The organism is Pseudomonas sp. FA-1, assembly GCF_056856075.1.
In genome coordinates this window covers 266,555-293,049 of record NZ_JBWXTH010000005.1, presented here as the reverse complement: position 1 = coordinate 293,049, position 26,495 = coordinate 266,555, and the positions used below count along the sequence as shown (strand labels likewise).

General features: G+C 62.9%; 21 protein-coding genes. 7 read left to right on the top strand and 14 right to left on the bottom strand.

Annotated elements, in window-relative coordinates:
• The first annotated feature begins 14 nt into the window (after nucleotides 1-14).
• The 5 genes from AC1MHZ_RS11990 (at nucleotide 15) to fabB (ending at nucleotide 7,020) form a co-directional block, all read left to right on the top strand.
• Nucleotides 15-2,168 (top strand): TonB-dependent receptor plug domain-containing protein, encoded by a 2,154-nt coding sequence (locus AC1MHZ_RS11990; RefSeq protein WP_368829635.1) that lies wholly within the window; start codon nucleotides 15-17, stop codon nucleotides 2,166-2,168.
• Nucleotides 2,168-3,058, top strand: a complete 891-nt coding sequence (locus AC1MHZ_RS11985; RefSeq protein ID WP_084854678.1) for an ABC transporter substrate-binding protein — start codon at nucleotides 2,168-2,170, stop codon at nucleotides 3,056-3,058. The genes AC1MHZ_RS11990 and AC1MHZ_RS11985 overlap by 1 nt, the downstream gene beginning before the upstream one ends.
• Nucleotides 3,055-4,977 carry an ATP-binding protein gene (locus AC1MHZ_RS11980; RefSeq protein ID WP_324812244.1) on the top strand — a complete coding sequence of 641 codons (1,923 nt, stop codon included), beginning with the start codon at nucleotides 3,055-3,057 and terminating at the stop codon, nucleotides 4,975-4,977. The genes AC1MHZ_RS11985 and AC1MHZ_RS11980 overlap by 4 nt, the downstream gene beginning before the upstream one ends.
• Nucleotides 4,978-5,272: 295 nt before the next feature.
• Nucleotides 5,273-5,788 (top strand): 3-hydroxyacyl-[acyl-carrier-protein] dehydratase FabA, encoded by a 516-nt coding sequence (fabA, locus tag AC1MHZ_RS11975; protein WP_043211383.1) that lies wholly within the window; start codon nucleotides 5,273-5,275, stop codon nucleotides 5,786-5,788.
• 11 nt (nucleotides 5,789-5,799) lie between these two features.
• On the top strand, nucleotides 5,800-7,020 hold the full coding sequence (fabB, locus tag AC1MHZ_RS11970) for a beta-ketoacyl-ACP synthase I (RefSeq protein WP_084854676.1): 1,221 nt from the start codon (nucleotides 5,800-5,802) through the stop codon (nucleotides 7,018-7,020).
• A gap of 48 nt (nucleotides 7,021-7,068) precedes the next feature.
• Here fabB and AC1MHZ_RS11965 read toward each other — a convergent pair whose 3' ends face one another.
• The gene (locus AC1MHZ_RS11965; RefSeq protein WP_482966387.1) at nucleotides 7,069-8,076 is read right to left on the bottom strand and encodes an amidohydrolase family protein; all 1,008 of its coding nucleotides are present in this window, start codon (nucleotides 8,074-8,076) and stop codon (nucleotides 7,069-7,071) included.
• A gap of 117 nt (nucleotides 8,077-8,193) precedes the next feature.
• On the opposite strand from AC1MHZ_RS11965, the gene AC1MHZ_RS11960 reads away from it, so the two are divergent.
• Nucleotides 8,194-9,057 (top strand): pirin family protein, encoded by an 864-nt coding sequence (locus tag AC1MHZ_RS11960; protein ID WP_482966386.1) that lies wholly within the window; start codon nucleotides 8,194-8,196, stop codon nucleotides 9,055-9,057.
• Nucleotides 9,058-9,115: 58 nt separating this feature from the next.
• Here AC1MHZ_RS11960 and AC1MHZ_RS11955 read toward each other — a convergent pair whose 3' ends face one another.
• The 4 genes from AC1MHZ_RS11955 to AC1MHZ_RS11940 all read right to left on the bottom strand — a co-directional run bounded on the left by AC1MHZ_RS11955 (nucleotide 9,116) and on the right by AC1MHZ_RS11940 (nucleotide 12,830).
• Complete coding sequence (locus AC1MHZ_RS11955; protein WP_084854673.1) at nucleotides 9,116-9,841, bottom strand: dienelactone hydrolase family protein; 726 nt, start codon at nucleotides 9,839-9,841, stop codon at nucleotides 9,116-9,118.
• Between the two features lie 58 nt (nucleotides 9,842-9,899).
• Nucleotides 9,900-11,804: a molecular chaperone HtpG gene (gene htpG / locus AC1MHZ_RS11950; RefSeq protein WP_482966385.1), complete on the bottom strand. Its 1,905-nt coding sequence runs from the start codon at nucleotides 11,802-11,804 to the stop codon at nucleotides 9,900-9,902.
• Between the two features lie 94 nt (nucleotides 11,805-11,898).
• Nucleotides 11,899-12,357, bottom strand: a complete 459-nt coding sequence (locus AC1MHZ_RS11945) for a PaaI family thioesterase (protein WP_324812232.1) — start codon at nucleotides 12,355-12,357, stop codon at nucleotides 11,899-11,901.
• Nucleotides 12,354-12,830 carry a PaaI family thioesterase gene (locus tag AC1MHZ_RS11940; RefSeq protein WP_224456321.1) on the bottom strand — a complete coding sequence of 159 codons (477 nt, stop codon included), beginning with the start codon at nucleotides 12,828-12,830 and terminating at the stop codon, nucleotides 12,354-12,356. Before AC1MHZ_RS11940 ends, AC1MHZ_RS11945 begins: the two co-directional genes overlap by 4 nt.
• Nucleotides 12,831-12,989: 159 nt before the next feature.
• Here AC1MHZ_RS11940 and AC1MHZ_RS11935 point away from each other — a divergent pair, with 159 nt between their 5' ends.
• A complete protein-coding gene (locus AC1MHZ_RS11935; protein ID WP_084854669.1) occupies nucleotides 12,990-13,235 on the top strand; it encodes a hypothetical protein in 246 nt (81 codons plus the stop codon).
• 66 nt (nucleotides 13,236-13,301) lie between these two features.
• On the opposite strand, the gene AC1MHZ_RS11930 is transcribed toward AC1MHZ_RS11935, so the two are convergent.
• The 9 genes from AC1MHZ_RS11930 to sdhA all read right to left on the bottom strand — a co-directional run bounded on the left by AC1MHZ_RS11930 (nucleotide 13,302) and on the right by sdhA (nucleotide 26,492).
• Nucleotides 13,302-14,051 (bottom strand): DUF599 domain-containing protein, encoded by a 750-nt coding sequence (locus AC1MHZ_RS11930; RefSeq protein ID WP_084854668.1) that lies wholly within the window; start codon nucleotides 14,049-14,051, stop codon nucleotides 13,302-13,304.
• Nucleotides 14,052-14,230: 179 nt separating this feature from the next.
• Nucleotides 14,231-15,544, bottom strand: coding sequence for a branched-chain amino acid transport system II carrier protein (gene brnQ, locus AC1MHZ_RS11925; RefSeq protein ID WP_465001261.1), 1,314 nt, complete (start codon nucleotides 15,542-15,544; stop codon nucleotides 14,231-14,233).
• A 374-nt stretch (nucleotides 15,545-15,918) separates the two neighbouring features.
• On the bottom strand, nucleotides 15,919-16,803 hold the full coding sequence (sucD, locus tag AC1MHZ_RS11920; protein ID WP_084854666.1) for a succinate--CoA ligase subunit alpha: 885 nt from the start codon (nucleotides 16,801-16,803) through the stop codon (nucleotides 15,919-15,921).
• The gene (gene sucC, locus AC1MHZ_RS11915) at nucleotides 16,803-17,969 is read right to left on the bottom strand and encodes an ADP-forming succinate--CoA ligase subunit beta (protein WP_011534748.1); all 1,167 of its coding nucleotides are present in this window, start codon (nucleotides 17,967-17,969) and stop codon (nucleotides 16,803-16,805) included. The genes sucD and sucC overlap by 1 nt, the downstream gene beginning before the upstream one ends.
• 171 nt (nucleotides 17,970-18,140) lie before the next feature.
• Nucleotides 18,141-19,577 carry a dihydrolipoyl dehydrogenase gene (gene lpdA / locus AC1MHZ_RS11910; RefSeq protein WP_084854665.1) on the bottom strand — a complete coding sequence of 479 codons (1,437 nt, stop codon included), beginning with the start codon at nucleotides 19,575-19,577 and terminating at the stop codon, nucleotides 18,141-18,143.
• Between the two features lie 91 nt (nucleotides 19,578-19,668).
• Nucleotides 19,669-20,883 carry a 2-oxoglutarate dehydrogenase complex dihydrolipoyllysine-residue succinyltransferase gene (gene odhB, locus AC1MHZ_RS11905; protein WP_084854664.1) on the bottom strand — a complete coding sequence of 405 codons (1,215 nt, stop codon included), beginning with the start codon at nucleotides 20,881-20,883 and terminating at the stop codon, nucleotides 19,669-19,671.
• A gap of 42 nt (nucleotides 20,884-20,925) precedes the next feature.
• Nucleotides 20,926-23,757 carry a 2-oxoglutarate dehydrogenase E1 component gene (locus AC1MHZ_RS11900; RefSeq protein WP_465001262.1) on the bottom strand — a complete coding sequence of 944 codons (2,832 nt, stop codon included), beginning with the start codon at nucleotides 23,755-23,757 and terminating at the stop codon, nucleotides 20,926-20,928.
• Between the two features lie 246 nt (nucleotides 23,758-24,003).
• Entirely contained in the window at nucleotides 24,004-24,708 is a 705-nt protein-coding gene (locus tag AC1MHZ_RS11895; RefSeq protein ID WP_084854662.1) for a succinate dehydrogenase iron-sulfur subunit, read from the bottom strand.
• Between the two features lie 11 nt (nucleotides 24,709-24,719).
• Nucleotides 24,720-26,492 carry a succinate dehydrogenase flavoprotein subunit gene (gene sdhA / locus AC1MHZ_RS11890; RefSeq protein WP_084854661.1) on the bottom strand — a complete coding sequence of 591 codons (1,773 nt, stop codon included), beginning with the start codon at nucleotides 26,490-26,492 and terminating at the stop codon, nucleotides 24,720-24,722.
• Nucleotides 26,493-26,495: the final 3 nt, after the last annotated feature.

The following is a 26,495-nucleotide window of genomic DNA, read 5'->3' as shown; positions in this document are numbered from 1 at the left end:
AACGGTCGGTTAACATGCCTGTTTCATCCCCGAAACAAGGCCGTACCGTGTTCCCTGGCACGCCACCCTTCCCGCGCCTGTTGTTGCTGACTGCCCTCGTGGGCGGCCCGGCCGTGGCCGACGACATGTTCCTCGACAACCAGGACCTGCCCCAGGTTCTGACCGCAACCCGCCTCAAACAATCCCCGGCGGCCGTACCCGGCAGCATGACCGTGCTCGACGCCGAGCTGATCCGCGCCAGCGGCGCGCGCGATATCCCCGAACTGATGCGCCTGGTGCCCGGCATGATGGTCGGCTACGGCGCCGGCAACCAGCCGACGGTCAACTACCACGGCAGCAACGTCAGCGATGCCCGGCGCATGCAGGTGCTGATCGATGGCCGCTCGGTGTACCGCGCGGGCCTGGCCACGGTGGACTGGAGCGACATCCCGCTGGCGATCGAGGACATCGACCGCATCGAGGTGTTCCGCGGCCCCAATACCGTCAGCTATGGCGCCAACGCGCTGATGGCAGTGGTGAACATCCTCACCCGCAATCCGGCCGACAGCCACGGCACCCGGCTTAAGGTGACCCGTGGCCAGGATGGCATCAATGACTATTACGCCAGCCAGGGCTTTGGCTGGGAAGGCGGTGACATGCGCCTGTCGCTGTCGGGCATGCAGGATGATGGCTTCGATTCGGACCAGTTCGGCAACGACTACCGTGACAGCCGTCGCCTGAACCGCTTCAACCTCAGTGCCAGCCACAACCTGGCCATGAACCAGACCCTGGAGTGGCAACTGGCGGCCAAGGAAGGCAGCAACCAGCGCCCGTATACCTACCAGCCGGTGTTTCGCAACACCCTCACCGGTGACAATGCCGACGTCAACGCCAAGGACTACGCAGGCTCGATACGCTGGAACATCGACTTCAACCCCGAGCACAGCTTCTATATCCAGAGCTCGGCCCAGCATTTCGAGCGCGAGCAGGTCTGGCGCGCCTGTGATGCCGCGCTGGCGTTCAGCCCGCAGATGACGCGGATGTGGCAACTGGACCCGAATTTCGCTGAACGCGTGGCGCGCAACATCAACAAGGGCAAGGACAGCCTGCCCACCACGAGCGACCCGGTGCTCAACGACCTGCTCGACCAGGTCCAGAGTGAATGGAGCAACGGTGCCAGCGACACCGTCTGCGGCGATGTCGACCAAAGTACCCGCGAAAGCCGCTTCGACCTGGAGATCCAGGACACCCTGAGCCTGACCGAAAACCTGCGTCTGCTCAGCGGCATGAACTACCGTTACGACCGTGCCGATTCGCAGACCTACTTCAACGGCAGCCTGGACGACCAGACCTGGCGCCTGTTCGGCCAACTGGAATGGCGCGCGAACGAACACTGGATCGTCCAGGGCGGTGCGATGTTCGAAGACTCGCGGCTTTCCGGCAGTTCACTGACGCCACGCATGGCCGTCAACTACCTGATCACCCCACGCCATGGGTTGCGTGCGGTGTACTCCGAGGCCGTGCGTTCGCCGGACATGTTCGAGAACAATGTCAACTGGAGCTACACCGTCGACAACCTCAGCAACAACATCTACGGGTTCAACAGCGGCGAATACTTCGTCAAGACCCGCGGCCCGGGCAACCTAGACCAGGAGCGCATGCGCTCGCGCGAGCTGGGCTACAACGGCAACTTCAGCGACATCGACCTGAGCATGGATGTGAAGCTGTTCTACGACGAGATCACCGGAATGATCAGCGAGCCGTTGCGCAACAACCAGTACATCGCCAGCAATGCCAACAAGGCCCGTTTCAGTGGCAGCGAGGCGCAACTGGACTGGCGCCCGACCCTGCACGACCGCCTGCGCCTGACCTACGCCTACGTCGACGCCTGGGCCAGCAACCCCAACGACCGCCGCCTCAGCGCGCGCAACAGCGGTTCGGCCGGCTGGATGCGCGATTGGGGCGAGGGCTGGTCGAGCGCCCTCTTCTACTACGGCGACGACGCCCTCAACGGCTACCGCTACGAGCGCATGGACCTGCGCCTGGCCAAGCGCTTTCGCTTCCAGGGCACCAGCCTTGAGCTGGCTGCACTGTGGCAGCAACGCCTGGACGACGAGCCGGTCACCATCGAACAGAACCGCTACGACAGCCGCCATCGCCTGAGTGTCAGCGCGGAGCTCGAGTTCTGATGCGCCTGTTGCTGCGCCTGTTGCTGTTCTGCCTCTGGCCGCTGGGTACGGTATCGGCCAGTGAGGTGCTGCTGGTCGGGGCCAGCGACCAACCGGGCATCCGCAGCTTCGTCAGCGCCCTGCAAGCGCACCGCCCTCAGGATCAGGTGCACTTCAAGGCCGTGGCGGATCTGCCGCGGCCCGGCCAGTTGAAGGCCGACGTGCGCCTGGTGTTGCTCGATGTCGCGGCCCTGGAGTGGCGCCTGGGCGAGGCTGTGGGGCCGCCTGCCCTGGCCCTGAGGGTCAGCCGTGTACAGGCCGAACAACGCCTGGGAAAGTCGCGGCCGGCGTACCTCTGCCTGTTGTGGAGCGACCCACCGCCCGCTCGGCAGTTGCGCCTGGTTCGCTACCTGCTGCCCCAGGCACGCCGGGTCGGTGTGCTGTATGGCGAGCACAGCCGCTTCCTGCTTGACGAGCTGCGCCTGGCAGCCCGTCCGCTGGGCCTGGAGATCGTCGCCCAGGACTGGCCGGACCCACGTGACAGCCGGCCCCTGCAACGCCTGCTGGGTAACAGCGACGTCCTGCTGGGGATCGACGACCCGGACCTGTACAACTCCAAGACCGCCAAGAACGTCCTGCTCAGCACCTATGGCCGGCAGATGGCGCTGGTAGGCCCGAATGCCGGCTTCGTCCGCGCCGGGGCCCTGGCCAGTACCTTCAGCGACCAGGACGACTGGCTGGCCGTACTCGATCAGTTGCTTGACCGCCCTCCAGCCAGTTGGCCACGCAGCCACTACCCCGCGCACTATGGGGTGACCGGCAACCAGCAGGTGGCGCGTGCCCTGGGCCTTGAGCCGATCGACGCCGAGGCCGCGGCCGTGGTGCTGGCCGAAGGAGAACCCCTGCCATGAGCAACCGCCTGAGCTGGGACATCCATACCCGCACCCAGATGATCAGCCTGGGCCCTGCCCTGCTGCTCACCTTGCTGCTGATCAGCTTCTTCACCTTCGTGCGTATCCAGGACTTGCGCCAGGAGCTCAACCATACCGGCCAGCTGATCGCCAACCAGCTGGCGCCTGCCTCGGAGTACGGCGTGATCTCCGGTAACAACGAGGTCCTGGAGAGCCTGATGCGGGCCACGTTGAGCATTCCCCACGTGCGCTTTCTGGAAGTCCAGGACAGCCGCAACCATATCCTGGTGTACGTCGAGCAGAACGGCGAGAACATCAACCGAGCCCAGCGTGTGGAAGTGTTCCAGGCGCCGATACGCCTGCAGCAGATCCGCCTGGACAACGACTTCCTGCAAGAAGGCAACACGCCCGTCCCAAGCGTCGGCGACGACTACCTGGGCCGCGTCATCGTCGGCATGTCAGACGACGCATTCAGCCAGCGCCAGCAGGAAATCGTCACCAAGGCGGGCATCCTGGCCTTGTTCGCCCTGCTGTTCACCTTCCTCCTCGCGCGGCGCCTGGCCATGAGCCTGGCCAAGCCGATCAGCGACATGGGGCATGCGGTCAAGGCCATCCAGAAGGGTGAATTCAACGTGCCGTTGCCGGTGGTCGACGACAGTGAACTGGGTCACCTGGCCCGCCACATCAACAACCTGGCCAGCGCCCTGGACCAGGCCAGCGCCGAACAGAAGCAGGCCATCGCCCAGCTGACCCAGGCCCGCGAAGAGGCCGAGCAGGCCAACCGGGCCAAGTCGGACTTCCTGGCGATGATGAGCCACGAACTGCGTACCCCCATGAACGGCGTGCTGGGCATGCTGCAGCTGCTCGAGACCACCCAGCTGACCAGCGAGCAGGCCGACTACACCGCAGTGGCCAGCGAATCGACCGGCCACCTGCTCAAGGTGATCAACGACATCCTCGACTTCTCGCGCATCGAGCGCACCGCCGTGGAGCTGGAGCAGATCGGCTTCAACCTCGGCGAGCTGGTCGCCAATTGCGTGCAGTCGTTCCAGCACAGTGCCCAGCAGCGCGGGCTGGACCTGCGCCTGCAACTGCTGCCAGGGATCGACCGGTTGCAGGTCACCGGCGACCCGACCCGGATCCGCCAGATCCTGCTGAACCTGATCGGCAACGCCTTGAAGTTCACCGAACAAGGCCAGGTGGAGGTGGACGCCCGCTGGCACATGCTCGACCCGCAGCTGGCGTGGTTCACCTGTGCAGTACGCGACACCGGCATCGGCATCGACAGCGACCGGCTGGAAATGATGTTCGTGGCGTTCCAGCAAGCCGACAGTTCGATTTCCCGGCGCTATGGCGGTACCGGCCTGGGCCTGGCGATCGCGCGCACCCTGGCCGAACGCATGGGTGGGCAACTGCGTGGCGAAAGCCGCGAGGGCCTGGGTTCGACCTTCACCCTGGAAATCCCCCTGCCCCTGGCCTCGCCCTCGGCAGCCCTGCCCAGCACCAACACGGAGCGCCACACGCCGCTGCAAGGCGGACGCATCCTGCTGGTGGAGGACAACCCGGTCAACCAGAGCGTCATCGATGCCATGCTGCGCAGCCTGGGCTTCGATGTCAGCATCGCCAGCGATGGTGCCCAGGCGGTGGACCAGGTCGCCCAGCAGTCGTTCGCCGCCGTCCTGATGGACTGCCGCCTGCCTGTGGTGGACGGCTATGAGGCCACCCGGCGCATTCGGCTGCTGCCGGATACCGCACAGCTGCCGATCATCGCCCTGACCGCCAACGCGTTGCAGGGCGACCGCGAGCGGTGCCTGGCCGCGGGCATGAACGACTACCTGAGCAAGCCGTTCAAACGCACGGAGTTGCAGCAGGTGCTGCAACACTGGTTGTCCGGCCGGACAGCCGCCACTGGCGATTAGCGCGCAAATGCGTCAGTCTAGGGGAAATATGGGCCCGGGCGAGGCTCGTTCGATGTCATGGAGGGGGTCGCTTGGCGACGCAAGCATCGGAATTCGCGCCCTGGCCACTAGACAGGACCCGCCCAGGCCCTGAAAATAAGCGTTTCAGTGCACACCTGTACTTCTTTGCCAGGTGCGCTGTGACTTTCACCACAACGCAATAGTCTACTTGTAGGCTGCCGCCCCGGACTCAACGTACGTCGGGCCGGCCGGGAAGATTCAGCCCCAGCCGCACGGGGATTATTGAGGAGCTCGCATGACCAAACAAAACGCCTTTACTCGGGAAGATTTGCTGCGCTGCAGTCGCGGTGAGCTGTTCGGCCCAGGTAATGCGCAACTGCCCGCCCCGAACATGCTGATGGTCGATCGCATCACCCATATCAGCGCCGAAGGCGGCAAGTACGGCAAAGGTGAATTGGTCGCCGAGCTGGATATCAATCCGGACCTGTGGTTCTTCGCCTGCCACTTCGAAGGCGATCCGGTCATGCCGGGCTGCCTGGGCCTGGACGCCATGTGGCAGCTGGTCGGCTTCTTCCTCGGCTGGCAGGGCCTGCCGGGCCGTGGCCGCGCCCTGGGCTCGGGCGAAGTGAAATTCTTCGGCCAGGTACTGCCGTCGGCTCAGAAGGTCACCTACAACATTCACATCAAGCGCGTCCTGAAGGGCAAGCTGAACATGGCCATCGCCGATGGCTCGGTCAGCGTCGACGGTCGCGAGATCTACACCGCCGAAGGCCTGCGGGTCGGCGTGTTCACCTCCACTGACAATTTCTAAGGGTTATTCGCATGCGCCGCGTCGTTATCACTGGTCTGGGCATCGTATCGTGCCTGGGCAATGACAAAGCTACCGTCACCGAAAACCTGCGCAACAGCCGTCCGGGTATCCGTTACAACCCGGAATACAAGGAAATGGGGCTGCGTAGCCAGGTTTCCGGTTCCATCGACCTCAACCTCGAAGAGCTGATCGACCGCAAGGTCTATCGCTTCGTCGGCCACGCCGCTGCCTATGCCTACCTGGCGATGCAGGACGCGATCAAGGACGCCGGCCTGACCGAGGAGCAAGTCTCCAACCCGCGTACCGGCCTGGTGGCAGGTTCCGGCGGTGCCTCCACCCTGAACCAGATGGAAGCCCTGGACACCCTGCGCGAGAAAGGCGTCAAGCGCGTCGGCCCGTACCGCGTCACCCGCACCATGGGCAGCACCGTGTCGGCGTGCCTGGCCACCCCGTTCAAGATCAAGGGCATCAACTACTCGATCTCGTCGGCCTGCGCCACTTCGGCACACTGCATCGGCACCGCCCTGGAGCAGATCCAGTGGGGCAAACAGGACATCGTCTTCGCCGGCGGCGGTGAAGAAGAGCACTGGAGCCAGTCGTTCCTGTTCGATGCCATGGGCGCCCTGTCGACCAAGCGCAACGAAACCCCTGAACTGGCTTCGCGCGCCTACGACGCCGACCGTGATGGCTTCGTCATCGCAGGCGGCGGCGGCATGGTGGTGGTCGAGGAGCTGGAACACGCCTTGGCCCGTGGCGCCAAGATCTACGCCGAAATCGTTGGCTACGGCGCGACGTCCGACGGCTACGACATGGTCGCTCCGAGCGGCGAAGGCGCGATCCGCTGCATGCAGCAGGCGCTGTCCACCGTCGACACCCCGATCGACTACCTGAACACCCACGGTACCTCCACCCCGGTCGGCGACGTCGCCGAGATCAAGGGCGTGCGTGAAGTGTTCGGCGACAAGGCACCGAAGATCAGCTCGACCAAGAGCCTGTCGGGCCACTCGCTGGGCGCCGCAGGCGTGCACGAGGCAATCTACTGCCTGCTCATGATGGAAAACAACTTCATCGCCGGCTCCGCCAACATCGACGAGCTGGACCCGGAGGTCGCCGACCTGCCGATCCTGCGCAAGACCGAAGAAAACGCCAAGATCGATACGGTCATGAGCAACAGCTTCGGCTTCGGTGGCACCAACGCCACCCTGGTGCTCAAGCGCTGGACAGGCAAGTAACAGCCGACGCCGCCGTAACGAAAACGCCCCGACTGGTTCGGGGCGTTTTCATTTGTGCACCCCAGGCAATACACTGAGGAAATTCTCCCGCGCCACCTTGTGGGCCACCTCGTCAGGCAGCGCATCCAGGAACGGGTCGAAGCCCTTCATCTGCTCGCCGAGGCTGGAGAAGCGCCCCACCACATCGGAGCCGAGCATGAAGCGCTCGGGGAAGCGCTCGACCAGCGCCAGCCACGCCTTGCGCGGCTTGCCATGCTCATCGAGCAGGTAAGGCTCGCGCATGCTCCAGGACAGGTCGATATACAGGTTCGGGTAGGTCTCCAGCAGCCGGGTGACCACAGGCAGAAGGAATTTCATCTGTGTCTGGTGCCGGTGGATCTCCATGCTGGTACCGGCATGGGCCCAGATGAAGCGGGTATGCGGATGGTCGCGCAGCGGCTGCTCGATCTCAGCCAAGTAGAGCGGGTTGCGTTCGCGCTTGGAGGTGATGTTGGAATGGATCAGCACCGGCAGGTCGTGCTCGGCGGCCAGATGATAGATGCGGGTCATGGCCTCGTTATTGGCCCGTGGGGTATCGCCGCTGGTCAAGGCGGTCAGGTCGTCGTGGCGGGTGAACACCTCGCCGATGCCCTGCCACAGGCCGGGATAGAGTTCGAGCATTCGCTCGACATGATGCACGGCATTCTTGTCCACCGGGTTGAAGCCACTGATGAACGGGTGAAAGCGCCGCCGCTGCTCGGCCGGCAGTTCCTCCAGCGCCGCGGCCACATAGAGATCAGTGGCGCTGTACCAGTAGGCTTCGGCGTCGTCGCCTGCGTAGTAGCGGGGGCGCTTGGGCTCGTCCTCGTGCCATTTCTTGGCCACCGGAATGCCGGAAATCATCGACTGGTCGATGCCTGCCGCATCCATCGCCTGGAGCAATGCCGGCATGCCTTCGCTTTCCTGGAAGAAATCGACGTAGTGCAGGTGAGCGTCGCTGTAGCGGTAATCGCGAGCCTGCGCCGCCAGGCACAACCCTCCCGACAACAGCAAGCAAGTCAGCGCTCTGACAATCATGGGCAATGTCCTTTTCGGGCGTACGAAAACAGTAGACCGACAGGTAAGCCAGGCGGTTCAGCGCTGCGCCCCAACCCGCTATGCTAGGGACATCCGTTGCCTGCCTGGAGCCCTGCCATGAGCCGCCCCCTGGTCATCCACCCACGCGCCGAATCGGTCGAGGGCCAGCCCATCCTGCGCCCGCTGCCGTCGGCCCAGTGCCGTAGCGTCGGCCCCTTCGTGTTCTTCGACCACATGCTGGAAACCGACTACGCCCCCGGCAACGGCATGGACATTCGCCAGCACCCGCATATCGGCCTGTCGACCCTGACCTACCTGTTCGAAGGCCAGATCCTGCACAAGGACAGCCTGGGCTCCGAGCAGCGCGTACTGCCCGGCGACGTGAGCTGGATGACCGCAGGCAGCGGCGTGGCCCATGTCGAACGTACGCCGGCCGATGCCTTCGCCGCCGGCTCGCGCCTGCACGGTCTGCAGGTCTGGTTGGCTTCACCCAGGGCGTTCGAGCAAGGGCCTGCGAGCTACAGCCATCACCCGGCGGCCAGCCTGCCGGTCAGCGACAACCTGGGCGTGCGCATCTGCATGATTGCCGGCCAAGGCTTTTGCCTGCAATCTCCGGTACCGGTGCTCTCCCCTACCCTGTATGCCCTGGTACAGATGCAGGCGGCGACCACGCTGACGGTGCCCACCGAACATGCCCAGCGTGCCTTGTACCTGCTCGATGGCGAACTGCTGGTGGGAGAATACGAAGTCGAGCCCTGCAATCTGCTGGTGCTGCCGGAAGGCGAGGAAGTGACACTGTACGCGCAAGGCGAATGCCAGCTGGTGTTGATCGGTGGTGCGCCGCTGGACGGGCCGCGGCGGATGAACTGGAACTTCGTGGCCAGCGACCCGGAGTTGATCGAGCAGGCCCGAGCCAGATGGGCTGCGGGAGATTGGCCCAAGGTACCGGGGGAGACCTCGCGGATCGAACTGCCGCGCTAGGCGCGACAACAAGCCGCCTTCATCGCGGTCCGACTTGCCCCGCGATGAAGGTAACGCACTACTTCTGGAACACTTCATCCAGCAGGTTGAACATCGCCCGGAAGGCGCGCTCGGACGTGCGCCGGTCGTACTGCATCTTGCCTGGCACATTGGCCGCAGGGTCGGTGAACGAATGCACCGCGCCGCCGTAGCTCAGCAGCTGCCAGTCCACCTTGGCAGCGTTCATTTCGTCCTCGAACGCCGGCAACTGCTCCTTGGGCACCAGCGGGTCGGACGCACCATGCAGCACCAGCACCGAGCCCTTGATGCGCTTGGCATCGGCCGGGTTCGGCGTATCCAGGGTGCCGTGGAACGACACCGCTGCCTGCAGGTCGGCACCGGTACGGGCCAGCTCCAGGGCACAGCAACCGCCGAAGCAGAAGCCGAAGGTCGCGACCTTGCCCGGAGCCAGCAACGCCTTGGACTGCCCCAGCAGCTGCGCCAGTGCCTCTTCCATGCGCTTGCGCAGCTCGGCGCGGTCGTTCTTGAGCGGCATCATCGCCGCCCCGGCCTCGTCCGCATTCGAAGGCCGCAGCGACTGCCCGTACAGGTCGGCGATCAACACCACGTAGCCCTGGCTGGCGACTTCCTTGGCGATCCGCTCGGCGCCCTCACCGATGCCCATCCAGTTCGGCGCCATCACCAGGCCCGGCTGCGGCAGTGCACCTGGCGCGTAGACCAGGCGGCTCTCGTAGGCCTTGCCGGCCAGGTGATAGACCAGCGACTCGACGATTACCTTGCTCATCAAACTCCTCCTTGCACCATGAAAAAAGCCCGCCGAAGCGGGCTTTCCTTGCATCAACTCAAGCAGACAACTCGACCAGCAGCTTGTTCAGGCGACGAACGTAGGCCGCCGGGTCCTTCAGGCTGTCGCCGGCCGCCAGGGCCGCCTGGTCGAACAGGATGTGCGACAGCTCCGCGAAGCGGTCCTCGCTCTGTTCGTTGTCCAGCTTCTCGATCAGCGGGTGGCCCGGGTTGAACTCGAAGATCGGCTTGGATTCAGGCACCTTCTGGCCGCTGGCCTCGAGGATCTGGCGCATCTGCAGGCCCAGGTCCTGCTCACCGATGGCCAGGATCGCCGGCGAGTCGGTCAGGCGGTGCGAGACGCGCACCTCGGCGACGCTGTCACCCAAGGCAGTCTTCAGGCGCTCGACCAGGCCTTCCTTCTCCTTGGCGACTTCTTCCTGGGCCTTCTTGTCTTCCTCCGAATCCAGGGCACCGAGGTCCAGGTCACCACGGGCGACGTCGACGAAGGCCTTGCCATCGAACTCGTTGAGGTAGCTCATCAGCCACTCGTCGATGCGGTCGGTCAGCAGCAGGACCTCGATGCCTTTCTTGCGGAAGACTTCCAGGTGCGGGCTGTTCTTGACCTGAGCATAGGACTCGCCGGTCAGGTAATAGATCTTGTCCTGGCCTTCCTTGGCGCGAGCCAGGTAGTCGGCCAGGGCAACGCTCTGCTCGCCGCTGTCGTCGGAGGTCGAGGCGAAGCGCAACAGGCCTGCGATCTTCTCTTTGTTGGCGAAGTCCTCGGCCGGGCCTTCCTTCAGCACCTGGCCGAAGTTCTTCCAGAAGCCCTTGTACTGCTCCGGCTCGTTCTTGGCCAGTTTTTCCAGCATGTCCAGCACACGCTTGGTCAGGGCCGACTTCATCGAATCGATGATCGGGTCCTTCTGCAGGATCTCGCGGGAAACGTTCAGCGAAAGGTCGTTGGAGTCGACCACACCCTTGATGAAGCGCAGGTACAGCGGCAGGAACGATTCGGCCTGGTCCATGATGAACACGCGCTGCACGTACAGTTTCAGGCCGCGTGGCGCTTCGCGCTGGTACAGGTCGAACGGCGCACGGGCCGGCACGTACAGCAGCGAGTTGTATTCGAGCTTGCCTTCGACCTTGTTGTGGCTCCAGGCCAGCGGGTTCTCGAAATCATGGCCGATGTGCTTGTAGAACTCCTGGTATTCCTCGTCCTTGATCTCGGTACGCGGACGGGTCCACAGGGCGCTGGCGCGGTTGACGGTCTCCCATTCCTCGGCTGGCTGCTCCTCGCCTTCTGCGACAGCCTGTTCCTTGGGCAGTTGGATCGGCAGGGCAATGTGGTCGGAGTACTTCTTGACCACGTTGCGCAGGCGCCAGCCGTCGGCGAACTCTTCCTCGCCTTTTTTCAGGTGCAGGACGATGCGGGTACCGCGCTGTGGTTTCTCGACGGTGGCGACTTCGAACTCGCCCTCGCCCTTGGACGACCAGTGCACGCCCTCGGCGGCCGGCAAGCCGGCGCGGCGGCTGAAGACATCGACCTTGTCGGCGACGATGAACGCCGAATAGAAGCCGACGCCGAACTGGCCGATCAGGTGCGAGTCTTTCTTCTGGTCACCGGTCAGGTTCTTCATGAAGTCGGCAGTGCCGGACTTGGCGATGGTGCCCAGGTGGGTGATGACGTCCTCGCGGCTCATGCCGATGCCGTTGTCCTCGAGGGTCACGGTGCCGGCGTCCTTGTCGAAGCTCACGCGGATCTTCAGGTCGGCATCATTCTCGAACAGCTCGGGCTTGGCCAAGGCCTCGAAACGCAGCTTGTCGGCGGCGTCGGAGGCGTTGGAGATCAGCTCGCGCAGGAAGATCTCCTTGTTCGAATACAGCGAATGGATCATGAGGTGCAGCAGCTGCTTCACCTCGGTCTGGAAGCCCAGGGTTTCCTTTTGAGTTTCCACACTCATGGTCTTCAACACTCCGATCTGATGGCAGTTGTCGCCTTGCGCCCTGTTAGGCTGCTTTCGGCGGCGGATGTCCAGCAGATGGGGGCAGCCCGGACTATTTCAAGGGCTTTTCCGGTTCGATCTTGAAATGCGCCCGTGCCGTGGCGATCGGCGACGCAGGGTCGGCCTGCCAGGCCGTGATGGCGACATTGGTCACCCGCCGTCCCTGGCGCCACAGCTGGCAGCGGGCGAAGGTGTCACGGTAATGGCCGGCGCGCAGGTAATCGATGGAAAAATCGATGATCTTGGGGATGCTCGCGCTTTCGCTGTAGATGAGCAGGTACAACGCCGCCGAAAGCTCCATGAAGCCTGCGATCACCCCGCCATGGATCGCCGGCAGCAGCGGGTTGCCGATATTGTCCGGGTTGGCCGGCAGGCGAAACAGCAGGTCGTCGTTCTCGCGCGCGCATTCGATGCCGATCAGCCCGGCGTAGGGAATCAACGCCAGCAACGGCTCATAGTCGCCTATTGCATGCGCTTCATTGAGGCGCTGGCGAACGTCCCGGGGAATCATGGGCGGCCCTCCTTGAGCGTATTGCCGAAGCGGATGCCGCCCTTGATGTCCTGGCCCAGGCGCATGAAGGTGCCAACCACATGGCAGATCGGCTGGGCCGGGTCGTCCTGGTAGGCCGTACCGCGAGTGAAGATCACGTCCCGGGTCACTCGGTAGCATTGGGCATGACCATATATAGGCTTGCCGGCTTGTGCCGGGTGCATGTAGTCGATACGCAGATCGAGGGTCGGGCACACTTCGAACGTGGGCAACACGCAGAGCGTGGCCATACCACAGGTAGTATCCATCAAGGTGGTCAGGGCACCGCCATGCACCGCGCCCGTTTGCGGATTACCTACGATCGACGGCGACCAGGGCAGTACCAGCGTAATGCCTTCGGTATTGGCATGATGCACCTGCATCTGCAAGCGCTGGCAATGTTTCAATGCCGAAAGAAAGCGTTCGGCCATGGCCATCAGGTCGTTATCAGACATGGGCAACCTTATTTTTCGTGAAGATGTTCACTCTGCACAAATTCAGTGAAAAGTCTATCTAGATCCGCTCGCGATATATCTGTAATCTGCGCGGAACTAATTCCGCTTACTTGAGCTCAAATGGAACAAGTAAGTTATTCCACAAGGAGAGACACCCCCATGCGTAAACCTTTTGCTTTTGCCCTGATGCTGGCCGCTGCCATGGGCCTGGCCGCTTGTGACAAGGCGAACGAAGAGAAAGCTCCGGAAACCAAGACCGAGCAAGCCGCTCCGGAAGCCGCTCCTGCTGCTCCGGCTCCAGAAGCTGCCCCGGCTGCTCCTGCTCCGGAAGCTGCTCCTGCTACTCCGGCTCCAGAAGCCACTCCTGCTCCGGAAGCCGCCCCAAGCGAGCCAGCCAAGCAGTAAGCAACACCCACAAAAAACCCGGCGATCGCCGGGTTTTTTTATGCCTGGTCTTTTTAATAAAACGTTTCAGCCTATGCCAGTGACGTTGTCCTTGCCCGCCTCCGCCGGCGCACTTTCGGTTGGCGTGAAGACCATGACGTCCAGCACGTCGGAATGGAATTCACGGCGATACAGAATGCACACCACCCCCACACTCATGGCCATGAACAACCATGGGCTGATGAACCAGCTCAGCATCGCCATGCCGAAATAATAGGAACGCAGGCCGAAGTTGAACTGATTCGCCGCCAGCGACAGTACACGCGCGGCACGGGAAGCAAATGCCTTGCGTTCCAATTCATTGACCAGGCGCTCGCCGATCATCGGCGCCGACCCGACCAACACCGCTGCAAAGTTGTATTGACGCATGCACCAGCTGAACGTGAAGAACGCATACACGAACACCATTGCCAGGCACAGCAGTTTGAGCTCGGAAACGCCTTGCGACGCCTCCTGCACCAACGGCAGGTCAGCCAGCAATGACAGCGCGCGATCAGAGGCGCCCAGCACCGTCAGGATGCCCGCCAGGATGATCAGCGTGCTCGAGGCGAAGAACGACGCGTTGCGCTCCAGGTTGCCGATCACGCTGGCATCGGCGATACGGTTGTCGCGCAGCAACATGCGTCGCATCCAGTCTTCCCGGTACAAGTGCAGTACGCTGGCCAGGCAGGCCGTGTCGCGGCCCTTCCAGATGGCGTAGCGGGTGTAGCCGCCCCAGCACAGGGCGAACCAGCAGATGGCGAGCACATTGCTCAGGTTGCTTTGGATGAAGTTCATGCAGGTTCCTATCGTTCAGGCACGGTGAATGATATAGACCGGCTTTCGACGCCCGGGGCCGGGAAAAGGCACGCACCGGAAATAAAAAACCCCGTGTCCGGATAGACACGGGGTCAGGGTTTCAACCAAGGCTGGCGCCCTCGGGCTTGTGGCCGGCACCAGCAGTTGGCATCAACACATCAGGCCAACGCCTCGCGCGGCTTGCCCAGCATGCGGTCGCATGCCACGGCCAGGCCCAGGGTGACCACCGAAGGCACCAGCCAGGCCAGGCCCTGGTCGCTCAGCGGCAGGTGTGCCATGGCGTCCGGCAGCATGTGTGCCAGGCTGCTGCCCTTGATCGCGTCGACCAGGCCAAACAGCAGCGATACCAGCATCACCGGCGCCAGGATGCGCACGGGCGAATTCCACAGCTCCTTGACGAAGCTCAGGCCTACGACAACGATGCACGGCGGGTAGATGGCCGTGAGCACCGGGATCGAGAACATGATCAGCTTGGTCAGACCCAGGTTGGAGATCAACAGCGAGAAGCCGGCCAGAATCACCACCAGCGTGCGGTACGACAGCGGCAGGATCTGGCTGAAGTACTCGGCACAGGCGCAGGTCAGGCCCACGGCGGTGACCAGGCAGGCCAGGGCGATCAGTACCGCGAGGAAGCCGCTGCCCAGCGAACCGAAGGTGTGCTGCACGTAGGCATGCAGGACGGCCGCGCCATTGGAGGCACCCATGGCGATGTCATGGCTGCCCGCGCCCAGGCGGAACAGGCTGACATACACCAGCGCCAGGCCGATACCGGCGATCAGGCCGGCGATGATGGCGTAGCGGGTGATCAGCTTCGGCGACTCGACACCGCGCGAGCGGATGGCGTTGACGATGACGATACCGAATACCAGGGCACCCAGGGTATCCATGGTCAGGTAGCCGTTGACGAAGCCTTGGGAGAACGGTGCGGCCACGTATTGCGGCTGCGCCTCGCCGATGGTGCCGGCCGGCAGCGCGAACGCGGCGATGCCGAGCACCGCCAGGGCGATGATCTTCAGCGGCGCGAGGAAGCGGCCGACGGTGTCGAGCAGCTTGGTCGGATACATCGACACGGCCAGTACCACGGCGAAATACACCAGGCTGTAGATGAACAGCGCCAACGGGCTTTCACCGGTCAGCGGTGCCACGCCCACTTCGAACGACACGGTAGCGGTGCGCGGAGTCGCGAACAGCGGGCCTACCGAGAGGTAGCACACAGCTGCCAGCAGGCCGCCGAAGAACTTGCCGATCGGGCTGCTCAGCGCGTCCATGCCGCCGCCCACCTTGGCCAGGGCGACCACGGTGATGACCGGCAGGCCGACTGCGGTGACCAGAAAGCCTAGGGCCGCCATCCATACATGCGGGCCGGACTGCAGGCCTACGATGGGCGGGAAGATGATATTGCCGGCGCCGACGAACAATGCGAACGTCATAAAGCCAAGTGCCAGGATGTCCTGGCCTTTTAACACTTTCATTTAAGGAAGTACCACACTGCTGAAATCGGGATTCGTGAGGGGATTTCCCCATGGGTGAGGGAAATGCTGCCCGGCTTGGTGAGCCAGACCCGTTTAGCGTGTCGTTCCCTTTTGGGGGACGGGCACAGAGTGAGGGCGTAGGTTAACCGTTTTACCCGGCAAACGCACTGGGACAGACGTGCTTGTCCGATGTGCGTATGTTCTTGTCGTCTGGGTGACTCTGTACAGCGGCTATTCTCACCGGAGCATCGACCAGCGTCTGTCAGAAAATACCTATCAAACCCATCGAAAAAATCGTTGCCAGCACCGGCCCTGAAAACACAAAGGCCACCCGAAGGTGGCCTTTGTGTTGCGTGGGGGGTATTGCGTGTTACTTACTTCTTGATTTCCCAGCCGGTCAGCTCGGCCAGGGCCTTGCCGATGTCAGCCAGGGAACGCACGGTCTTGACACCGGCGTCTTGCAGGGCGGCGAACTTCTCGTCCGCAGTGCCCTTGCCACCCGAAATGATGGCGCCAGCGTGGCCCATGCGCTTGCCCGCAGGTGCGGTAACACCGGCGATGTAGGAAACGACAGGCTTGGTCACGTTGGCCTTGATGAAGGCCGCGGCTTCTTCTTCGGCCGAACCGCCGATCTCACCGATCATGACGATCGCTTCGGTCTGCGGGTCTTCCTGGAACAGCTTCAGGATGTCGATGAAGTTGGAGCCCGGGATCGGGTCACCGCCGATACCGACGCAGGTCGACTGGCCGAAGCCGGCGTCGGTGGTCTGCTTGACCGCTTCGTAGGTCAGGGTGCCGGAGCGGGAAACGATACCGACCTTGCCCGGCAGGTGGATGTGGCCTGGCATGATGCCGATCTTGCACTCGCCCGGGGTGATGACACCTGGGCAGTTAGGGCCGATCAGGCGTACGCCCAGCTCGTCGCACTTGACCTTGGCGTCCAGCATGTCGAGGGTAGGAATACCCTCGGTGATGCAGACGATCAGCTTGATGCCACCGAAGGCCGCTTCCAGGATCGAGTCCTTGCAGAACGGAGCCGGAACGTAGATCACCGAAGCTTCGGCGCCGGTCGCCTCGACGGCTTCCTTGACGGTGTTGAACACCGGCAGGCCCAGGTGGGTGGTGCCACCCTTGCCTGGGGTTACACCGCCGACCATCTTGGTGCCGTAGGCGATGGCTTGTTCGGAGTGGAAAGTACCCTGCGAGCCGGTGAAGCCCTGGCAGATGACCTTGGTGTCTTTATTGATCAGGACGCTCATTACTTGCCCTCCGCAGCTTTGACAACTTGTTGAGCAGCGTCGGTCAGGCTGGTTGCCGCAATGATGTTCAAACCGCTTTCTGCCAGTACTTTAGCGCCCAGTTCGGCGTTGTTGCCTTCGAGGCGAACGACGACCGGAACCTTGACGCCGACTTCCTTCACTGCACCGATGATGCCTTCGGCAATCATGTCGCAGCGAACGATGCCGCCGAAGATGTTGACCAGAACGGCCGCGACATTGCTGTCGGACAGGATGATCTTGAACGCTTCGGTCACACGCTCCTTGGTAGCGCCACCGCCAACGTCGAGGAAGTTGGCCGGCTTGCCGCCGTGCAGGTTGACGATGTCCATGGTACCCATGGCCAGGCCGGCACCGTTGACCATGCAGCCGATGTTGCCTTCCAGCGCCACGTAGTTCAGTTCGAACTTGGCGGCGTGAGCTTCGCGAGCGTCGTCCTGGGAAGGATCGTGGAAGGTTTTCAGCTTAGGCTGACGGTACATGGCGTTGGCGTCGATGTTGATCTTGGCATCGAGGCAGTGCAGGTCGCCGTCGGCCTTGATGACCAGCGGGTTGACTTCCAGCAGGGCCAGGTCGTGGTCCTTGAACAGCTTGGCCAGGCCTACGAAGATCTTGGCGAACTGTTGAACCTGCTTGCCTTCCAGACCCAGCTGGAATGCCAGCTCACGACCCTGGAACGGCTGGGCGCCGACCAGCGGGTCGATGGTAGCCTTGAGGATCTTCTCGGGAGTTTCGTGAGCGACTTTCTCGATGTCCACGCCACCTTCGGTGGAGGCCATGAACACGATACGACGGCTCGAACGATCGACTACAGCGCCCAGGTACAGTTCCTTGGCGATGTCAGTGCAGGATTCGACCAGGATCTTGGAGACTGGCTGACCATTGGCGTCGGTCTGGTAGGTAACCAGGTTCTTGCCCAGCCACTGCGCAGCGAACGCCTTGGCGTCTTCTTTGCTGCGAACCAGCTTGACGCCGCCCGCTTTACCGCGACCACCGGCGTGGACCTGGGCTTTTACCACCCACTCCGAGCCGCCGATCTTGTCGCAGGCTTCTGCAGCTTGCTCAGGGGTATCGACTGCGAAACCCTTGGAAACTGGCAGGCCGTATTCAGCGAACAGCTGTTTACCCTGATACTCGTGAAGATTCATGCTTTTTACCGTCTTCGTTAGGTACTGCGCTTCGGCGCTGCGCCATTTCTGGCGCCGCGCCACCTGTGACCGTTTGCCCCGGGTTATCCCGGTGGCCCGGTCCGGCGGACGTTCCGCGGTGAGTCTTGCACGCAAGACCCACGACGGGCAGCCCGCCGTGGTTTCTTATAATTAACGCTTCTTACGGTTGGCCACGTGGATGGCACCGCCATTCACGGCCAGCGCGGCTTCATGCAGCGCTTCGGACAGGGTCGGATGGCTGAACACCATCATGCCCAGGTCTTCTGCGCTGGTACCGAATTCCATCGCGATCGCACCCTGCTGCACCAGTTCGGCAGCCGATGGGCCGATCACGTGAACGCCCAGTACGCGGTCGGTCTTGGCATCGGCGATGACCTTGACGAAACCACCGGTGTCGTTGGCAGCCATCGCACGGCCGCTGGCCGCGAACGGGAAGGTGCCCACGTTAACCTCAACGCCCTCGGCTTTCAACGCCTGTTCGGTCTTGCCAACCCACGCGATTTCCGGGTGGGTATAGATGACCGACGGGATCAGGTCGTAGTTCATCTGGGCCTTGTGGCCCTTGATGCGCTCGACGACCATGATGCCCTCTTCCGAAGCCTTGTGGGCCAGCATCAGGCCACGCACCACGTCACCGATGGCGTAGACGCCCGGTACGCTGGTGGCGCAGTGGTCATCGACGTAGATGTAGCCACGCTCGTCGATGGTCACGCCGCTGTCGGCGGCCAGCAGGTCGGTGGTCACAGGACGACGGCCGACGGCGACGATCAGCTTGTCGAAGACGATCTTCTGCTCGCCATTGGCGTCGGTGTAGGTGACTTCGACTTCTTCGCCGTTGACCTTCGAGCCGGTCACGCGGGCGCCCAGCTTGATGTCCAGGCCCTGCTTGGTCAGGGTCTTCTGGGCTTCCTTGGAAACCGCGGTGTCGGCGGCCATCAGGAAGGTATCCAGGGCTTCCAGGACGGTGACCTGGGCACCCAGGCGCGACCATACCGAACCCAGCTCCAGGCCGATCACGCCAGCGCCGATGACGCCCAGACGCTTCGGTACGGTCTGGAATTCCAGGGCGCCGGTGGAGTCGACGATGACTTTCTGGTCGACCGGAGCCGGCGGAATGTCGATCGGACGCGAACCGGAGGCCAGGATCACGTTCTCGGCTTCGATGACTTCGGTGGTGCCGTCGGGCTTGGTGACTTCGACCTTCTTGCCGGCCAGCAGTTTGCCGTGGCCCTGGATCGAGGTCACGCCGTTGGCCTTGAACAGGGTGGCGACGCCACCGGTCAGGTTCTTGACGATGCCAGCCTTACGGCCAACCATCGCGGCGACGTCCATCTTCACTTCGCCAGTGGAGATACCGTGGACGTTGAAGCTCTCTTTGGCTTCCTTGTACTTCCAGGAGCTGTCCAGCAGGGCCTTGGAAGGAATGCAACCCACGTTCAGGCAGGTACCGCCCAGGGCCAGCTTGCCCTCGGCGTCGGTGTATTTCTCGATGCAGGCGGTCTTGAGGCCGAGCTGAGCAGCCTTGATCGCGGCCACGTAGCCGCCAGGACCTGCACCAATCACTACCACGTCGAATTTCTGGGTCATAAAAGATTCCTTTTAAGCTTCAAGCGGCAAGCCTCAAGCGGCAAGCGACGCACTCCCGAGGGAGCAGCCACTTGCCGCTTGCAGCTGTGCGTTAGATGTCCAGCAGCAGACGAGCCGGGTCTTCCAGCAGGTTCTTGATGGTCACCAGGAAGGTTACCGCTTCCTTGCCGTCGATCAGGCGGTGGTCATAGGACAGCGCCAGGTACATCATCGGGCGAATGACCACTTGGCCATTGATCGCCATAGGACGCTGGATGATGTTGTGCATGCCCAGGATGGCCGCCTGCGGCGGGTTGACGATCGGGGTCGACATCATCGAGCCGAAGGTACCACCGTTGGTGATGGTGAAGGTACCGCCAGTCATCTCTTCGATGGCCAGCTTGCCTTCACGGGCCTTCTTGCCGAAGGTGGCGATACCGTTCTCGATTTCGGCCAGCGACATCGACTCGGCGTTGCGCAGGACCGGCACCACCAGGCCACGGTCGCTGGAGACGGCTACGCCGACGTCAGCGTAGCCGTGGTAGACGATGTCGTTGCCGTCGATCGAGGCGTTGACTGCCGGGAAGCGCTTGAGCGCCTCGGTGGCGGCCTTGACGAAGAACGACATGAAGCCCAGGCGTACACCGTTGTGGGTCTTCTCGAACAGGTCCTTGTACTTCGAACGCAGGGCCATGACTTCGGTCATGTCCACTTCGTTGAAGGTGGTCAGCATGGCCATGTTCGACTGGGCTTCGACCAGGCGCTCGGCGATCTTGGCGCGCAGGCGGGTCATCGGCACGCGCTTCTCGGTGCGATCGCCGGCGGCAGCGACTACAGGCGCGGCAGCAGCAGCGGCGGCAGGCTTGGCGGCGGCAGGTGCGGCCTTCTTGTTGGCGATGGCGGCAACCACGTCTTCCTTGGTCACGCGGCCACCCTTGCCGGTGCCAGCAACGGAAGCCAGGTCGATGCCGTTTTCTTCAGCCAGCTTGCGCGCGGCCGGGGCGGCAACCGGGTCGTCTTCGCCAGCGTCGGCGGCAGCGGCAGCCGGAGCAGCGGCGGCAGGCGCGGCAGCCGGAGCGGCAGCAGCGCCACCTTCAACGATCGAGCCCAGGACTTCGTCGGACAGGACGGTGTCGCCCTCGCCCTTGACGATGTCGCCCAGCACGCCATCGGCGGTGGCCAGCACTTCCAGGACGACCTTGTCGGTCTCGATGTCGACGATCAGCTCGTCACGCTTGACGGCTTCGCCCGGCTTCTTGTGCCAGGTGGCAACGGTGCCGTCGGCGACCGATTCCGGGAAGGTTGGGGCTTTGATCTCAATAGCCATTGTCAGTGTTTCCTTAAATTCGGTTTCAGGTGCGCGAAGGCGTTAGACAGTGAAGGCATCCTGCAGCAGTTTTTCCTGCTGCTCGGCGTGCATCGAAGCGTAACCACAGGCTGGCGCGGCGGAAGCGTCGCGGCCGGCGTACTCCAGGACCAGCGCCTTGTTGTGGCGGGTCAGGATGCGGCGCATGTGATGCTGGCTGCTGTACCAGGCGCCCTGGTTCATCGGCTCTTCCTGGCACCACACCGCATGCTTGAGGTTGGTGTACGGCGCCAGGATTTCCACCAGGTCGTCCTCAGGGAACGGATACAGCTGCTCGATACGCACGATGGCGATGTCTTCGCGGCCTTCGGCACGGCGCTTTTCCAGCAGGTCGTAGTAGACCTTGCCGCTGCACAGCACGAGGCGTTCGACCTTGGCCGGATCGAGGGTGTCGATTTCCGGGATCACGGTCTGGAACGAGCCTTCGGCCAGGTCTTCCAGGGTCGAGACGGCCAGCTTGTGGCGCAGCAGCGACTTCGGCGTCAGGACGATCAGCGGCTTGCGCAGCGGGCGGATGACCTGGCGGCGCAGCAGGTGATAGATCTGTGCCGGGGTGGTCGGTACGCACACCTGGATGTTGTGCTCGGCGCACAGCTGCAGGTAACGCTCCAGACGCGCGGAGGAGTGCTCCGGCCCCTGCCCTTCGTAACCGTGCGGCAGCAGCATGGTCAGGCCGCACAGACGGCCCCACTTGTGCTCGCCGCTGGTGATGAACTGGTCGATCACCACCTGGGCACCGTTGGCGAAGTCACCGAACTGGGCTTCCCAGATCACCAGCGCGTTCGGCGTGGTGGTCGAGTAACCGTATTCGAAGGCCAGTACCGCTTCTTCCGACAGGAAGGAGTCGTACAGCTCGAACTTCGGCTGGCCCGGGAACAGGTTCTGCAGCGGTACGTAGGTGCTGGCGTCCTTCTGGTTGTGCAGCACCGCGTGGCGGTGCGAGAAGGTGCCACGGCCGATGTCCTGGCCGGTCATGCGGATCGGGTGGCCTTCGAACTGCAGCGTGGCGTAGGCCATGGTCTCTGCATAACCCCAGTTGATCGGCAGGCCGCCGGCCTGCATCTTCTGGCGGTCTTCGTAGATCTTCGCCACCTGGCGCTGGACCACGAAGCCTTCCGGCAGCTCGAGCAGCTTGGCCGAGAGGTCCTGCAGGGTCTTGAGGTCGAAGCGGGTGTCGTGACGCGCGGTCCAGGCATGGCCCAGGTAGGGACGCCAGTCGACGAACAGCTCGCGATTCGGCTCCTTGACCAGGCTCTTGACCACGTGCAGGCCGTTGTCCAGCGCGTTGCGGTACTCGTCGATCTTGGCCTGGGCACGCTCGGCGTCGATACGCCCGGCCTGGATCAAGGCCTCGGCGTACAGCTCGCGGGTAGTGCGCTGCTTGCTGATCTGCTGGTACATCAGCGGCTGGGTGCCGTTCGGCTCGTCGGCCTCGTTGTGGCCGCGACGACGGTAGCAGACCAGGTCGATGACCACGTCACGCTTGAACTGCATGCGGTAGTCGATGGCCAGCTGGGTCACGAACAGGACCGCTTCCGGATCATCGCCGTTCACGTGCAGGATCGGCGCCTGGATCATCTTGGCGACGTCGGTGGCGTACTCGGTGGAGCGCGAGTCCAGCGGGTTGGAGATGGTGAAACCAACCTGGTTGTTGATCACGATGTGCACGGTGCCGCCGGTCTTGAAACCGCGGGTCTGCGACATCTGGAAGGTTTCCATGACCACGCCCTGGCCGGCGAACGCGGCGTCGCCGTGGATCGAGATCGGCAGGACCTTGTCACCGACGGTGTCGTTGCGACGGTCTTGGCGGGCGCGAACCGAACCTTCTACCACCGGCGAGACGATTTCCAGGTGGGATGGGTTGAACGCCATGGCCAGGTGGACTTCGCCACCGGGGGTCATCACGTTGGAGGAGAAGCCCTGGTGATACTTCACGTCACCGGAGCCCAGCTCGTTCATCTTCTTGCCTTCGAACTCGTCGAACAGCTCGCGCGGGTTCTTGCCGAAGGTGTTGACCAGCACGTTGAGGCGGCCGCGGTGGGCCATGCCGATCACGACCTCCTTGGTGCCGTAGGAACCGGAGCGCTGGATCATTTCGTCCAGCATCGGGATCAGGCTTTCGCCGCCCTCGAGGCCGAAACGCTTGGTGCCCGGGTACTTGGTGCCCAGGTATTTCTCCAGGCCTTCGCCTGCGGTGACGCGCTCGAGCAGGTGGGTCTGCACGTCGGCGGAGAATTCAGGACGGCCACGGACGCTTTCCAGGCGCTGCTGGAACCAGCTGCGCTGTTCGGAATCGACGATGTGGGTGAACTCGGCGCCGATGGTGCGACAATATGTCTTCTGCAGCGCATCGAAGATTTCGCGTAGGCTCGCTTCCTCTTTGCCGATGAACAGGTCACCGGTACGGAAGGTCGTATCAAGGTCGGCATTGGTCAAGCCGTAGTGATTGATCGACAGGTCTACGGGCGCAGGGCGCTGCCACAACCCCAACGGGTCGAGCTTGGCAGCCTGATGGCCGCGCATACGATAGGCCTGGATCAGTCGCAGAACTTCAACCTGCTTCTTCTCGTGTTCACTGCTCACGCTCCCGGCGGAAACCGGTTGGGCGCGGCGCTGGTTCTTTGCCAGCAGTACGAAATGGTCGCGGATTGTAGAGTGCGATACATCGGTAGCGGTGCTGCCGTCGGCGGGCAACTTCTGGAAGTAGGTGCGCCACTCTTCTGGCACAGCGTTAGGGTCGTGCAGGTAGAGCTCATAAAGCTCTTCCACATATGCAGCGTTACCACCTGAAAGGTGGGCGCTTTCCCACATGCGCTGCATCACGCTTTCTTGCATGCTTGGTCACCCTCGGTTAGGGGACTGATCGGCAAGAGCCACAGCAAACCTGGAAAAGTCCGAACACAGCGACTGAACCACGCCACCTGGATCCTGCAGATTTTCCGGGTACCAGCCCGGAAGCCCCTGCTGGTCTCATATCTTCATAGGTAATGAGCGCAGGCTTTGTGGGCCCGTGCTCGGGTTTTACCTCAGTGCGGGCTCAACGCCCGCACCTCGGCTTACTGCTGGTGCAACATTTTTGGATCAGGTGCCGCTTTGCAGCAGCATGTTACGTACGTGACCGATTGCCTTGGTCGGGTTCAGACCTTTCGGGCAAACGTTTACGCAGTTCATGATCCCGCGGCAGCGGAATACGCTGAACGGGTCATCCAGGGACGCCAGGCGCTCCTGGGTCTTGGTGTCGCGGCTGTCGGCCAGGAAGCGATAGGCCTGCAGCAGAGCGGCGGGGCCCAGGAACTTGTCCGGGTTCCACCAGAACGACGGGCAGGAGGTCGAGCAGCAGGCGCACAGGATGCACTCGTACAGACCGTCCAGCTTGTCGCGGTCTTCCGGCGACTGCAGACGCTCGATGGCCGGGGCCGGGGTGTCGTTCTGCAGGTACGGCTTCACCTTCTCGTACTGCTTGTAGAAGATGCTCATGTCGACGACCAGGTCACGAATGACCGGCAGGCCCGGCAGAGGGCGCAGGACCAGCTTGTTGCCCTTGACCACCGACGACAGCGGGGTGATGCAGGCCAGGCCGTTCTTGCCGTTGATGTTCATGCCATCGGAGCCGCAAACGCCTTCACGGCAGGAGCGACGGTAGGAGAAGCCCTCGTCCTGCTCCTTGATCAATGCCAGCACGTCCAGAACCATCAGATCCTTGCCACCGGTGTCGACCTGGAAGGTCTGCATCTTCGGCGCCGAATCGGTGTCCGGGTTGTAACGATAAACTTCGACTTGCAACATAGCGGCCACCCTTAGTAAGTCCGGACTTTTGGTTCGAAGGCAGGAACTGTCTTCGGCGCAAAGTTGACGCCACGCTTGGCGACGCGCTTCTCACCCGGGTAGTACAGGGTGTGGCACAGCCAGTTCTCGTCGTCACGGTCTTCGTAGTCTTCACGGGCGTGAGCGCCGCGGGACTCTTTGCGGGCTTCGGCCGCGATGGCGGTCGCTTCAGCGACTTCCAGCAGGTTCTGCAGCTCCAGCGCTTCGATACGCGCGGTGTTGAAGGCCTGGGACTTGTCGTTGATCTTGACGTTGGCGATACGGTCGCGCAGGCCAGCCAGCTGCTCGATACCCTTCTGCATGTATTCGCCGGTACGGAATACACCGAAGTAGTTCTGCATGCAGCTCTGCAGCTCGCGCTTGAGGCTGGCGACGTCTTCGCCGGTGGTGCGCTCGTTGAGCTTGCTCAGGCGGTTCAGGGCAACATCGACGTCGGTGTCGCTGGCATCGCGGTACTCGACGCCTTCGGTCAGCGCCTTCTCCAGGTGCAGGCCGGCAGCACGGCCGAACACGACCAGGTCGAGCAGCGAGTTGCCGCCCAGGCGGTTGGCACCGTGGACCGATACGCACGCCACTTCACCTACGGCGAACAGGCCAGGAATGATCTGGTCGTTGCCTTGGGCGTCCATGGTGATGGCCTGGCCATGAATGTTGGTGGCAACACCACCCATCATGTAGTGGCAGGTCGGAATGACCGGAACCGGCGCGACCACAGGGTCGACGTGGGCGAAGGTCTTGGATAGCTCGCAGATACCTGGCAGGCGGCTGTGCAGCACTTCCTCACCCAGGTGGTCCAGCTTCAGCAGTACGTGGTCCTTGTTCGGGCCCACGCCGTTGCCGGCGATGATTTCCTTGACCATGGAACGGGCGACCACGTCGCGGCCAGCCAGGTCCTTCGCGTTCGGCGCGTAACGCTCCATGAAGCGCTCGCCGTGGGCGTTGATCAGGTAGCCACCCTCACCGCGGCAACCTTCGGTGACCAGTACACCGGCGCCGGCGATGCCGGTCGGGTGGAACTGCCACATCTCGATGTCCTGCACCGGCACGCCAGCGCGCAGGGCCATGCCGACACCGTCGCCGGTGTTGATCAGGGCGTTGGTGGTGGAGGCGTAGATACGGCCCGCACCGCCGGTAGCCAGAACGGTGGCCTTGGACTTGATGTACATGGTTTCGCCGGTTTCGATGCAGATCGCGATCACACCGACGAAGGCGCCGTCCTGGTTCTTCACCAGGTCAACGGCGTAGTACTCGTTGAGGAAGGTGGTGCCCGCCTTCAGGTTGCCCTGATAGAGGGTGTGCAGCAGCGCGTGACCGGTACGGTCGGAGGCTGCGCAGGTACGGGCGGCCTGGCCACCCTTGCCGAAGTCCTTGGACTGGCCACCGAACGGACGCTGGTAGATACGGCCGGTTTCGGTACGGGAGAACGGCAGGCCCATGTGGTCCAGCTCGAAGACCGCGGCCGGGCCTTCCTGACACATGTATTCGATCGCGTCCTGGTCACCGATGTAGTCGGAGCCCTTGACGGTATCGTACATGTGCCAGCGCCAGTCGTCGTTCGGGTCGGCCGAAGCGATGGCGCAGGTGATGCCGCCCTGGGCGGAAACGGTGTGCGAACGGGTCGGGAACACCTTGGTGACCACAGCAGTCTTGTGACCGCCCTGGGCCAGCTGCAGCGCAGCGCGCATGCCGGCACCGCCGCCACCGATGATGATGGCGTCGAAGGAAATCGTTGGAATTTTAGCCATGGA

Coding starts and splice junctions, on each gene's coding strand:
- AC1MHZ_RS11990 (WP_368829635.1), top strand. CDS start 15: ATGCCTGTTTCATCCCCGAAACAAGGCCGTACCGTGTTCCCTGGCACG.
- AC1MHZ_RS11985 (WP_084854678.1), top strand. CDS start 2,168: ATGCGCCTGTTGCTGCGCCTGTTGCTGTTCTGCCTCTGGCCGCTGGGT.
- AC1MHZ_RS11980 (WP_324812244.1), top strand. CDS start 3,055: ATGAGCAACCGCCTGAGCTGGGACATCCATACCCGCACCCAGATGATC.
- fabA (WP_043211383.1), top strand. CDS start 5,273: ATGACCAAACAAAACGCCTTTACTCGGGAAGATTTGCTGCGCTGCAGT.
- fabB (WP_084854676.1), top strand. CDS start 5,800: ATGCGCCGCGTCGTTATCACTGGTCTGGGCATCGTATCGTGCCTGGGC.
- AC1MHZ_RS11965 (WP_482966387.1), bottom strand. CDS start 8,076: ATGATTGTCAGAGCGCTGACTTGCTTGCTGTTGTCGGGAGGGTTGTGC.
- AC1MHZ_RS11960 (WP_482966386.1), top strand. CDS start 8,194: ATGAGCCGCCCCCTGGTCATCCACCCACGCGCCGAATCGGTCGAGGGC.
- AC1MHZ_RS11955 (WP_084854673.1), bottom strand. CDS start 9,841: ATGAGCAAGGTAATCGTCGAGTCGCTGGTCTATCACCTGGCCGGCAAG.
- htpG (WP_482966385.1), bottom strand. CDS start 11,804: ATGAGTGTGGAAACTCAAAAGGAAACCCTGGGCTTCCAGACCGAGGTG.
- AC1MHZ_RS11945 (WP_324812232.1), bottom strand. CDS start 12,357: ATGATTCCCCGGGACGTTCGCCAGCGCCTCAATGAAGCGCATGCAATA.
- AC1MHZ_RS11940 (WP_224456321.1), bottom strand. CDS start 12,830: ATGTCTGATAACGACCTGATGGCCATGGCCGAACGCTTTCTTTCGGCA.
- AC1MHZ_RS11935 (WP_084854669.1), top strand. CDS start 12,990: ATGCGTAAACCTTTTGCTTTTGCCCTGATGCTGGCCGCTGCCATGGGC.
- AC1MHZ_RS11930 (WP_084854668.1), bottom strand. CDS start 14,051: ATGAACTTCATCCAAAGCAACCTGAGCAATGTGCTCGCCATCTGCTGG.
- brnQ (WP_465001261.1), bottom strand. CDS start 15,544: ATGAAAGTGTTAAAAGGCCAGGACATCCTGGCACTTGGCTTTATGACG.
- sucD (WP_084854666.1), bottom strand. CDS start 16,803: ATGAGCGTCCTGATCAATAAAGACACCAAGGTCATCTGCCAGGGCTTC.
- sucC (WP_011534748.1), bottom strand. CDS start 17,969: ATGAATCTTCACGAGTATCAGGGTAAACAGCTGTTCGCTGAATACGGC.
- lpdA (WP_084854665.1), bottom strand. CDS start 19,577: ATGACCCAGAAATTCGACGTGGTAGTGATTGGTGCAGGTCCTGGCGGC.
- odhB (WP_084854664.1), bottom strand. CDS start 20,883: ATGGCTATTGAGATCAAAGCCCCAACCTTCCCGGAATCGGTCGCCGAC.
- AC1MHZ_RS11900 (WP_465001262.1), bottom strand. CDS start 23,757: ATGCAAGAAAGCGTGATGCAGCGCATGTGGGAAAGCGCCCACCTTTCA.
- AC1MHZ_RS11895 (WP_084854662.1), bottom strand. CDS start 24,708: ATGTTGCAAGTCGAAGTTTATCGTTACAACCCGGACACCGATTCGGCG.
- sdhA (WP_084854661.1), bottom strand. CDS start 26,492: ATGGCTAAAATTCCAACGATTTCCTTCGACGCCATCATCATCGGTGGC.